7 protein-coding genes are annotated in these 12,048 nt (G+C 45.0%); 3 read left to right on the top strand and 4 right to left on the bottom strand.

Annotated elements, in window-relative coordinates:
- Positions 1 to 45 precede the first annotated feature (45 nt).
- Complete coding sequence (locus tag B5F25_RS06475; protein ID WP_087248387.1) at positions 46 to 903, bottom strand: helix-turn-helix transcriptional regulator; 858 nt, start codon at positions 901 to 903, stop codon at positions 46 to 48.
- A 250-nt stretch (positions 904 to 1,153) separates the two neighbouring features.
- On the opposite strand from B5F25_RS06475, the gene B5F25_RS06480 reads away from it, so the two are divergent.
- The 3 genes from B5F25_RS06480 to B5F25_RS06490 are packed head-to-tail and all read left to right on the top strand — an operon-like array spanning position 1,154 to position 6,971.
- Positions 1,154 to 4,231, top strand: a complete 3,078-nt coding sequence (locus tag B5F25_RS06480; protein ID WP_241148368.1) for a TonB-dependent receptor — start codon at positions 1,154 to 1,156, stop codon at positions 4,229 to 4,231.
- 21 nt (positions 4,232 to 4,252) lie between these two features.
- Complete coding sequence (locus tag B5F25_RS06485) at positions 4,253 to 5,743, top strand: RagB/SusD family nutrient uptake outer membrane protein (protein ID WP_241148369.1); 1,491 nt, start codon at positions 4,253 to 4,255, stop codon at positions 5,741 to 5,743.
- 52 nt (positions 5,744 to 5,795) lie between these two features.
- Positions 5,796 to 6,971 (top strand): thioredoxin family protein, encoded by a 1,176-nt coding sequence (locus B5F25_RS06490; protein ID WP_087248439.1) that lies wholly within the window; start codon positions 5,796 to 5,798, stop codon positions 6,969 to 6,971.
- A 286-nt stretch (positions 6,972 to 7,257) separates the two neighbouring features.
- On the opposite strand, the gene B5F25_RS06495 is transcribed toward B5F25_RS06490, so the two are convergent.
- The 3 genes from B5F25_RS06495 to B5F25_RS06505 form a co-directional block, all read right to left on the bottom strand.
- A complete protein-coding gene (locus B5F25_RS06495) occupies positions 7,258 to 9,315 on the bottom strand; it encodes a hypothetical protein (RefSeq protein WP_087248391.1) in 2,058 nt (685 codons plus the stop codon).
- 117 nt (positions 9,316 to 9,432) lie between these two features.
- Positions 9,433 to 10,215 (bottom strand): hypothetical protein, encoded by a 783-nt coding sequence (locus B5F25_RS06500; RefSeq protein WP_239414001.1) that lies wholly within the window; start codon positions 10,213 to 10,215, stop codon positions 9,433 to 9,435.
- A gap of 97 nt (positions 10,216 to 10,312) precedes the next feature.
- Positions 10,313 to 12,031 (bottom strand): RagB/SusD family nutrient uptake outer membrane protein, encoded by a 1,719-nt coding sequence (locus B5F25_RS06505; protein WP_087248393.1) that lies wholly within the window; start codon positions 12,029 to 12,031, stop codon positions 10,313 to 10,315.
- Positions 12,032 to 12,048 lie beyond the last annotated feature (17 nt).

Consider the following 12,048-nt stretch of genomic DNA (forward strand, 5'->3'; position numbering starts at 1 on the left):
GACGCAACCTGAAAAGGACATGGACGGAACAAGGCAATGCTTGGACTATTCAAGGTTCTTTTGCCGGAATGTAGTAGGGCTTATGCCTGTTGTTTGTGTAAATATCCGTGTGAAATATGCATAATCATCTATACCGAGGCGGTCAGAGACTTCCTTTACGGCAAGGCCGGTATAGACAAGCAAACGCTTGGCTTGCAATATCAGCTCATTCCTTATATATAAGGTGGCACTCATTCCTGTGACTTCCTTGACTACCTCATTCAGGTAAACAGGCGAAATGTGCAGCAGCGAAGCATAATACGACGGAGAACGGTTGACGGCAAGACGTTCGGTAAGAAGATGGATAAATGATAAGACGATTTCGATATGCCTGCGGCTGTGTCTTTCCTGTTGCAAACCGGCTTCTCTTACCGATTCGGCAACAATGCCAATATAAGTTTCTGCCAGTTTTCTTACCGTAGCCTTTACCAGCTCGTCCGTAATACTGTTTATCCGGTTCGCAAGCATAGAAATGATTTGTCTCAACTCGTCCAGCCTTTCCCCTTCAATTTTTAATGACGGTGTTGCAGCATACAATAGGAACTTGTCGAAAATGCACTTCTCGCCATGACCGATAAAACTGCTGTCGGCAAAAAGCAGCCAGCCTTCTATTTCTTTTGAGCTTACAAAACGATGCACTTGCCCTGGCCGAATAATAAACACATCTCCATGAGATACACAGATTTCATTAAAATCTATGATGCCGCATCCTGTTCCCTTCTCAACCAAGCCTATGACATAATAGTCATCTTGATGGGCATACGTCATGGGCGCTTCTCCATCTTGCGAGAAAACCATCTTGCGAAGGCGTATTCCGAAGTCGGACAGCATAAAGGCTTTATGTTGTGGAAGCGGTTGCGGCATATTCTTTATTTACATTTCCGACAAAGATAGTGTTTTTATTTTGAAACTTTTTGAGTCATCCCCAATCAACACACGATAAAATCAAAACAATTTCTTAAAACACACCTAATTAACCCATAATTTCATAGAATAATTAAGAATATCCCCCTATTTATTCAATGAAATGACAAAAAAGATGCTATCTTTTAATATTTTTATTACATTTGCGGCATTTTTAAAAAAACTATATAACCTATTTACAACCAACACAATGATGAAAAGCTTTACCAATCCGGTAAGGAAAGGCAAATATCTTTTCCTTGCCCTCCTTGTGCCGGCACTCTCTGTGCCGATGCAGGCTGAGCCTCCCATACAATCGTTTATGGAAGCTGCCCAGCAAACCGTGACCGTAAAAGGTATTGTAAATGATGAAACCGGAAATCCCATTCCCGGAGCCTCTGTGTCAGTAAAAGGAACCACCGTAGGCACAATAGCCGACATTGACGGAAAGTTCCAGCTATCTTATTCATTCAAAAGCGACGACATGCTGGTAGTCAGCTTTATCGGCATGAGAACAGTAGAAGAAAAAGTAGGTGACCGCCGCCATTTTGAATTTACGCTACATGAAGATGCAACCGATTTGGACGAAGTGGTCGTTGTAGGATATGGTACATCATCTATCAAAGATTTGACCGGTTCGGTAGCATCCGTAGGAGCCAAGCAGTTGAGCCAGTTGAACACAACCAATGTATCATCGATGTTGCAAAATCTGGCAAGTGGCGTACAAGTATCTCAAAGTACGGGTCAGCCAGGCGAAACCATCCGTGTACGTGTGCGTGGTGCCACTTCACTAACCGGTTCGAATGAACCGTTATATGTCATTGACGGAGTGCCTATTGATGACCCGACCATGTTGGATGCCATCTCGCCCAACGACATCCAATCGATGGACGTACTGAAAGATGCCTCGGCATCTGCTATCTATGGTTCACGTGCGGCAAACGGTGTAGTTATCATTACCACCAAACGCGGAACGGAAGGCAAACCTTCGGTAAACTTCAACTATAACTTCACAACCGACTTCCAAATCAAGAACTTCCGCATCCTGTATGGAGATGAATGGAGAAACACTGTACGGAAATTTGCCGAACAGACTTTGGTGTTCGACCCGTCCAATGAATATGCCCCTGACATCCTTGACCCTAATTCAGGTGCTTTGGGCAGTGCCAATACCGACTGGTTCAAGGAAGTGAAGCAGGGAGCATTCCGGCATAATGTAGATTTTTCGGTCAGCGGTGGAAACAAAAATGCCAAATACCTGCTTTCACTGGCAGTACTCGACCAACAAGGTATGGTAAAAGGTGGCGACCTGACCCGTTACAATGCACGTGTATCAACCGAACTGAACGTGTTGCCCATCTTACGTTTCGGTATCAATGCCACAATGAGCTATACCGACCAGTCGAATGCCAGCACGTCTCTATTCGCTGCACAAGGCTATCGTCCCGACATGCCCATTTATGACAGCAATGGAGAGTTCGACCTGACTACCGGAAGCGCAAACCCGGTAGCCAATACGTTTAATCAAGACAACGATGACATCTACCGTATTCTGGGAACAGTTTATGGCGAAGTAGACATCATCAAAGGTCTGAAGTTCCGCTCCAGCCTTTCGGCAAACGTGGAGTTCAACCAGAATATTTCCTTCTCCCCCAGTTTTCTCAGCACCAGAGACGAAGCGGGCGGAAGCGAGAACCATTACCGCTCGTCAAAAACCGTATTCGACAATACGCTGACATACAATCATGTATTCAACAAAATACATGCATTGGATGCCGTAATCGGTGTATCATTTGAAAACTACAGCAGCCGCAGCACTTACCTCTATGGTGACACTTACCCCTTGGATGAAATCTATACCAATATCGGAAGTGCTACCAACCTGACCAGATGGAGCAACGGATACAATGCGTACGGATTGTTTTCATCGTTCGGACGTATCAACTACCGGTTGATGGACCGTTATCTGTTTACCTTTACCGCACGTTACGACGGTTCGTCCATGTTCGGAGCCAACAACCGTTATGGTTTCTTCCCTTCGGGAGCTTTTGCATGGCGCCTTTCGCAAGAAGACTTCCTGAAAGACGTACGGTTCATCGACGACTTGAAACTCCGGTTCAGTGCAGGTACCACGGGTACGCAAAACCTGACCAGTTTCTCGAACCGAGACCTGTATGAAGCAGGAAGCTATAACGGACGTCCTGCCATCATCCACTCACAAGTAGGAAACCGCGATATCCGGTGGGAAAAATCAGTACTGTACGACTTCGGTCTTGACTTTTCGTTCTTCAACTACAAACTGGCAGGTTCTATCGGTGGATATATTAAAAACACAAACGACTTGATTTGGGCATACGATTTTCCTTCAAGTGCGGTAGGTGGAAGTATGTCAATGAACCGCAACGTCGGCGCCGTAACCAACCGAGGTGTCGAAATCAACCTGACTTCTCACCTGATAGCCAACAACGACTGGGATTTGACCTTATCTTTCAACTTGGCACACAACAAAAACAAAGTAACCAAACTGGTTGCAGAAGGAGCTACACAAACCGCCATGGAAGGAGTCATCGTACAAGGAAGCAGCAATCAGGTACTGGCAGAAGGTTATCCGATGGGAGCCTTTTTAGGCTATGCACACAACGGAATCATCCAGAACTGGGACCGCGTAGACGAACTGAATGCTTACGCACAGGCTCACGACCAAGACTATTATAACGGAAACGAACTGAAACCCGGTAATCTGGAACTGGTAGACAAAGACGGAAATGGCAAAATAGAATCGTACGACCGCGTCATCATCGGTTCTCCCGACCCTGATGTATATGGAGGCTTTACTGCCAACGTCCGCTACAAACGGTTTACCCTATTCGCCAACTTCGGCTACCAGATAGGAGGAGAAAAGTTGTATAATAAAGCCATACAGAACCTACCCGGACAATTGTGTGGATTGATTGATTACGGACTGAACGACCGTTGGTCGCCGGAAAACCCGAATGCCACCCTTCCGGCGTTGTACATTGGCGAAGGAGTACCCAGCTTTACCGAACTGGAACTGTTCGATGCTTCCTTCTTCCGCCTGCAGGAAGTACGACTTACTTACGACCTGCCTTTGGGCAATGTTGTAAAAGGACAAGTCTATCTGGCCGGTACCAACTTGTTTACCATCACATCGTATCCGGGAACAGACCCTGCGACCGTGTCTACTTCGTCCAATTATGGAGGTAACTACGAAACATCCAGCTATCCCGGCTTCCGCTCCCTGTCGGTCGGAATCAAGTTTAATCTATAATCCCATTTTAAACAGAGAACTATGATGAAAAAATACATATTCAGCCTGCTCCTCATCGTAGGAGTCGCCTCGTGCGATATCGTCGATGTACTGGACAAGAAACCGGCATTCGAAGCCGACCTGGAAGGAGCCATCACCAATCCGGAAACTGTAGAACTCGCTCTTAACGGTATTTACTACAATCTTCCCGGAAGCGGATTCAACGTGATATTCCCTACTACTGGAGGACCTTTCAAGGCAGGAACCATGCGCCGTCAGGAATTTACCGGCGAAGTAGGAAACACAATTTATTATTCAGAACGCTATTATCCGACTTTATCTTATAGCGACACCTACGAATGGGATGATGACTACAGTATCATCAAGAATGCCAATTATCTGGAAGAAGCCTTAAATGGCATCGATGCCGGAGCGTTTGCCGACAACCGGAAAGATGAAATCATCGGCGAAATCTATTACCTGCGTGCTTTCGCCTATTTCCGTCTGCTGACGCGCTATGGTGAATTTTGGGATGAAACCAGCCCGTATGGCGTAATTATCCGTAACGAAAATCCTTCGGTGGAAAATGCTAAAAAACCAAGAGCCAGCGTTAAAGAATCGTACGAAGAAATTCTGCGGCAAGTGGAAGTAGCCATAGAAAAAGCTCCCGAATGGTTGAATGCTGCCCAAGCTTCACGCGAAGCCGCACAGGCCCTGAAAGCCAAGGCACTCTTCTATAGCGGTAACTACCAGGAAGCTATACAAGTCATAGACGAAACGGTAGACACCAATCAGAACTTGCCCGAAGCCAATTACGGAGACGTATTCGATAAATTTACGACATCCGAAGAAATCCTGTTCGCACGCTTTTACGACCAAAACGATGCAGCAAACACTTCTACCCGCGAAACGGCATACGGAAACAGTACGCTGAAAAACCAAGGCTATTGGGGACCCAGCAAGGAATATGTCGCTTTGGTAGGCGATGACCCCCGTGCCAACGCCATTTTCTCGGACGTAGACAGTCTGGAGTTCCGCGGAACTACGGCATACAACCTGAAATCTGTCAAGAAATTCCTGAATGCTGCCAACAACATGCCTATTATCTTCAGCCGCACTGCCGAACTGTATCTGATGAAGGCCGAAGCCCTTTACCGTACCGGAGCTTCCATCGCCACGGCATACGCTCCTATCGAAAAAATACGTCAGCGGGCAGGTGCAACCATCCAGCAGCCGACAACAGCCGAAGAACTGGAAGATGCCATATTCAATGAATGGATGATTGAAATGTCGTTCGAAAACTGGCACGAATGGTTTGCACAGCTCCGCTTTGCCGGATTTACAGAACGTCCAGACTTCACACGCCTCTTCCAACTGAACACCATACTGAAAGAGAATTACGATGAAGAATGCGAAGCTTCGGCAAGCCAAGGGGAAGCATACTATAAACGTATCATCGACCGACGGATAGAAGCTATCCCCTCAAGCGAACGAAATTCGAATGAACTGGCAGAACAAAACCCCGGATATTAACTTTAAAGGAGTACGTATCAACCTGACACGTACTCCTTCACCCAACACTGTTATGAAAAAATATATTTTTACAACCCTCATTGCCTTGTGTACCCTGTTCTATGTACAGGCACAAGAAGCAGGAATCAACTTCCTGCATACCTCATGGCAAGAAGCCGTGAACAAAGCCAAAGCCGAAAACAAATTAATTTTCATCGATTTCTACACCCAATGGTGCGGTCCGTGCCTGAACATGGCACAGGAAGTGTTCTCATTACCTACGGTAGGCTATTTCTACAACAACACATTTGTCAACCTGAAGATTGACGCTGAAAACGGCGAAGGAATAGCACTGGCTAAGAAATACGGAGTGCGTCTCTTCCCCACCTATATCTTCGTTGACCCACAAACCGAAGCACTGGTACACTACAGCAGCAGCCGGCAGACTCCGGAACAGTTCATCCAAACCGGTAAAAATGCACTTGACCCGAAAACTCGCTCTCCTTATCTATTAGAAGAGTACCAGAAAGGAAACCGGGAACGGAGCTTTCTGGTAAGCTACATCAACTACCAACATACTATCTACAACCGTAAAAGTGTGACAACGGCATTCGACGAACTGATACAAGGAGGAGCCAAACTGACTGAACCGGATGTATGGGAAGTGTTTGTCAATACCATATCGGGATTCACGCCTTATCTGCAACAAGTCTCTGATAACTATGCAGATTTCTGCCAACGGTTCGGCAAAAAAGCTGTGGATGCCAAACTTGCCAAAGAAACTACCTATGGTGACCTGTCACAGATAGAATCGTTGTGCGACTTCGATGGTAAAGCATTCAATTGCAACCTGATACGCATCAATCAAGACATCCAGCAACAACACTACGACCAGGCTGCTGCTGAAATTGATGCCATGATAGCCGACACCACCGTCAATCAACAGGAACTAATTCAGCGCCTGAAATTCATCGCCCGCCCAAGCTATTACAGCCGCAAGGCAGGCACGCCCGACACGTGGTTTAACAAGTGCGTAGAATATCTTCGCTACATTGCCTACAATCAGACAGACCGCGATGATGCTTACATTCACCAAGAATATGCAGCAGTGTTGGAAGATGTAATCCGTCGCAAGGCTGAAGGAAAAGAAATCCCTCCCTGCCTGCTTGAAAAGCCCGCATACGGAAAGAAAAACTACTCTATGCGCCCCGACATATTGAAAATGAAACCGGTACGGAAAAAGAAATAAGCCTTCTGAATCAAGGCAAACGCATCTGATTCTTAGAGCCTGTTTAAATTTTCCAATAAAGTAATATTCTATCAGGTTCTTATACTTTATGCAGCATCAAAAATGTGCTGCGGCAGACACACATATAGGTCCATCCGCTGTAAGATTAATAATCTTCAGGCTGCAAGATTATTAATCTTACAAGCGGAAGATTATTAATCTTACACCAGACGAAGTTATCTGCGCTGGGAGAAGAAGATAATAACAACCTTTTAAGAAACTATTTTGAATTTCTCCAAAAAGCTTCTTAGTCTTTGTCGGCTCCCAGATAAAAGCCTATATTCGTCTGCTGATTATATCCCATATTCTGCATCGTTTGCGACATGTCATAAGTATGGTCATTGGTTAATGCAGTAAAACGGTAACTTGTCGGATAATTGGTAGAAAAAATACGGATTGAAGAATTGTCTTCTGAAGGCAAAATCACTTCTTCACGCCAGTCACCTACCATATCCCCATAATAACAGGGATTATATTTTGTTCCATGATTCCCTTGATTTGTTCCATATCCCGTATTGAAATTGACAAGCCGGTTTTTGTTGGTCATCGGATTTGCTTTTGCGCTTACAATTAAAGCCCGGTCGTACAATTCACGGGTAAGTTCTCCACTCCACCATATTGCTACATTATACATGGAACCTCCGCCAATGCCTGTAGGAATAGACACACCTTCAAGAGGAACATTACCCGAACTTGCACAATTATAAACGCCGGTATTCAAGCTGGACCAATATTCAAAGTTTGGACTATCCGGATCAATATCTGCCACAATGGAACGTCCAACATCGCCACTGGGACCAGCTCCATGTCCTGAAATCAGATTGCCATTACGTGCATCCAGTATCTGACAACCATATCCCAATCCTTGATTGCTATAAGTATCTTCCTCTTCAAAAGATGCTTGTACCTGTAATCCCTGACGGTCTTTGATAAATTTGCCGACACTTAGAATATCGCCATGTCCGTTGCCTGTACACCATAATTCACCTCCATCGTCATCTATGGCTGCCGAACCGTAAAGTATTTCGTCTTTTCCGTCTTCATCCAAATCGGCTACACGGAAAGCATGCGCCCCCATTGCCAACCATTTTTCCGCATGTCCATCAGCTGTATCAAATTGCCAACGAGCAACCAATTCATTATCTTTAAAATCTAAAGCCCATACCTGCCAGTTCAGGTAAATACCTCTTGTAATGATTAAGGAAGGATTGCTTGTACGCGTTCCTGTTGTCTCGTCAGGTATTCCATCCAGATAAGCGGCTCCAATAAAGAAACGGTCCATCCGATTGCCGTAGTCATCTCCCCAGTATTCTTGCCAATATTGGGCACGGGAAGCTTTCGAACCTGTTCCACCGCGAGGAATATTATCCGTACGGCAAATTTCGCGACCGTCATATCCGCGACATAAAGAAATATATTCGGGTCCTTCGAGGATAAGTCCTAAAAGTGTCGGCAAGGCACTGCCTGAATACCAACCGACTTCATCATAGTGGATACGGTAATCATGTACCGTTCCATCTTCATTGGTTATTGTCTTTCCATCCCCGAAAGTTGTTCCCTCTGATGAACGAAAAGCAATTTCACACAATCCGTCGCCATCAAAATCATATAAAATAAATGAAGTATAATGAGAACCAGAGCGTATGTTAATACCTAAATCGATACGCCACAAAAAAGTTCCGTCCAACTTATATGCTTCCAGCAAAGTTGTTCCCCCATACCAGCCTCCTTGGTTGGCACCATCATACGGTTCACGTTTTATCACGATTTCCGGCCATCCGTCACCGTCAAGTTCACCGACTTGTACATCATCGGGTTGATAATCTACTGAGGCATTCGGAACATTCATATCCAATTTGATTTCACGATAAAACGTCTGAGCCATTTGGGAAGTGAAAGTAGTTTCACATAAAGTTTCGTCCTCTCCGGTAAGAGTCACGCGATAATGGTTTTCCTTTGTCGGGTCAACATCTTCATCAATCCAGCATGAAGAGTCGGTTATAGGTTCGCTGTTCAGCTTCTCTTCTGCATTATTTGCAGTTGATTTATATATATCAAAAGCTGTACCTGCAGGATCTGTAGGAAGCATACGCCAGCTCACTAAAGCACCATGTATACCGGTCGTTGAGTTGGCATCTTCGTCAGGAGCAGGATCATAGCTGACCCACATCAGTCTGTCGCCAGTAATTATATCAGTAGGAAGAGAAGGAAGTTCTGTCACAGAATTGTCTAGGGGTAAATTGTCCGAACAAGCAAAAACAGTTCCAAGGCAAGCCAGTCCAATCAAGTAATTGAGTTTATTCATGTTATAAGGTTTAGTAGGTTTGTGAGTAAAAAAATGCGCCCGAAGCTTCACACAATCACTTGCTCCTGCCTCGCGCGACTTTGAAAATTAATCTAACTTTTGTATCCATAAACCCGGTTATGGAAGCATGAAATCTTCCAGTGCGGTTTTATATTCAAGTGTAACGGTGCCTGTCTGTGTACGCACATTCAGACAGACATCGATGGTATCGTCATCTGTCAGTCCTGTCTGGATAAAACGGGAATAGACTTCATCGGGCATACGCAGGCTGATAAGCGATGAGGTTGTATTCCATGCATTGGGTGCATTGTTATCAAAATACAGATTGAATGTAGCTTTTTTTCCTGTTGTGTCTATATCACGGTTGCCATCATAATAAAGCAGGAAAGAAACCGCACTATAAGGGTCAAAATAAAAGGTAGGAACTACATTCATGTAACCGTTTTGTATATAATACTGTCCTTCGGTCTGGTTGACGCTTTGCACAGCCTTATTCTTAAGAGCAATAGAATCTTGCCCGAATATCTGGTAGTCTTCGCTCAACGTATCGACACAGGATATGTAGGTAGGAATCTCTGCAGCCTCACTCAATACAATGTCATACGTGTGTCCGGATTCCAAATCCGATACATTTGTAAGGCTTTCATCTGATGTATCAAAACTGACTACAGCCCGTCTGACTTCTTTCAGCCACGAGATTTGTGACAAATTGGAAGGAACCAATACCGCATCAAAGTCAGTATACAGCCGATAGCCTTCCAGTTCGTTACCACTTACCGTTACAGCCATGTTGTTGAAAGTAACACTTTGCCGGTTGTCATCGTTGTCCAGACACGATACAAGCATCACAACCGACAGACACACAACAGACAAACGAAAAATGTTGAATAATCTGTTCATTTTATGTAGATAAATTAATAGCATGTACCGCAGAGGCATATTGCCTGAAAGTCAATATCTTTCTTGTCAGGTATATGCTCCTGCGGTATTTCTGTTTTTACCAACCTTCGTTTTGGGTCAGGTTAGGATTCTTCATGATTTCAGTCTGCGGAATGGGGAAGAAATACATTTTATCATCCCAAGTACGACTCACTTCATTACGCGTGTAAGTGATGGTTCCGTCCGCATTCTGGGTAAGCTTCATTTCAGTAATGCTCTTCAGCTTATCCCCTTCTTTCCAACGGCGCAGGTCATAGAAACGATGTCCCTCGAATGCCAGTTCTACCATACGTTCGTTCTGATATTTTTCCCAGAAAGCATCGTTGCTCATGCCGGTAGGAAATTCCGGCATATTGACATCCGAACGCGTACGGGTAACACTTGCTGCTTCACGTGCCGACATCGGGAACTCAGCCGAAGTTGCATCGGCAGAGCCCAAATAACGGAATACCGCTTCGGCATAGTTCAGGTAAAACTCACCCAAACGGAACGTAATCCACGTATGACGCGAACTTTTAACCGTACTGTTTGCACGTAAGTCGACTGCCGGGTCAAGATACTTCTTCAAGTAATAGCCTGTAGGAGTAGCTCCTGAAATAGGTTCGCCATTAGTACCACCGTAGAAAGTCTGTATCGGTGCCGTATTATAAGAGGGCCATCCTGTATCGCCGTTCTTTACCACGGTCATGGCAAAACGCGGGTCACGTCCTTCGTATGGGTTTTCCGGATCATATCCGCTGCCGGCTTCATTGATACCTAAACCAGTTGCCTGCATTTCGTACGCATCTACCAGATTTTGTGAAGGACAGTTGCCCGAACCTCCACCAGTAATACCAATAGGATAATTGTATTCTTCAAGCACGCTGGAAGCACCGGAAGCATCCTTCGAGTTGACATAGCGGCGCATGAAAATCATTTCACTATTCTGCCAGTTGGTCGTCCCCCACAAGGCAGCGTATGTACCTAATTTGAAATCTCCTGCCACACAAGCGTCAATCAGTTCCTTGTTTGCCTGTGCAGCTTTATGCCACAATTCCTGGTCGTTGCTTTCATTGAATAAAGGACTTGCCGCATAAAGAGCTGCACGTGCCTTCAGTGCCAATGCCGCATAACTGGTCAAACGGCCACTTTCTGCTGGAGAAATACCCAACAAGCCCAAGTCGGTATAATCTTCAGGCAATAAAGTCGCAAGTTCGGCACATTCTTCTTCGATAAAGCTGAACACTTCCTGTGCCGGTGTACGGGTCAAGCTATTCACATTGTCTACTGTCACCATTTCGGTAAAGAAAGGAACGGCACCGTAGCAACGGATCAGATTGAAGTAGAAGTAAGCCCGTAACAACCGTACTTCATAGAATGAATTGTTATAACGGAACATACGCGCTTCATAATCATCATTTTGTTTGAGTTCGTCAAATGTCAATCCCTGAAATTCCTGCAGGTATTGATTACATTCTTGAATGGCACGATAGCTTGTAGTCCATGTGTTCGAAAGTGGGTTGGAAGGACTCCAAGAACCATTGGTAAAGTCACACACATCGCCACTGGTATAGGCATACTCGGCTTCATCACATGCCGAAGCCAGCATACCGCCTCCATACACTTGTCCGAAATCGTAGTCAAGCTCATTATAAATATTGGTCACCAAGCCAATCACTTCATCATAGCTTTGTGCCAAATAGTCTTTTTCGTAATTGGCGTATTCGTGGTAGTCCATGTTACAAGCACTCAGCAATGCCACACACGCTGCGCCTCCTATGATATTTTTGATTCTCATATTTTTTCCTTTTTATA

Source organism: Bacteroides sp. An19, assembly GCF_002160215.1.
In the GTDB taxonomy this organism is placed as follows: Bacteria; Bacteroidota; Bacteroidia; order Bacteroidales; family Bacteroidaceae; genus Phocaeicola; species Phocaeicola intestinalis.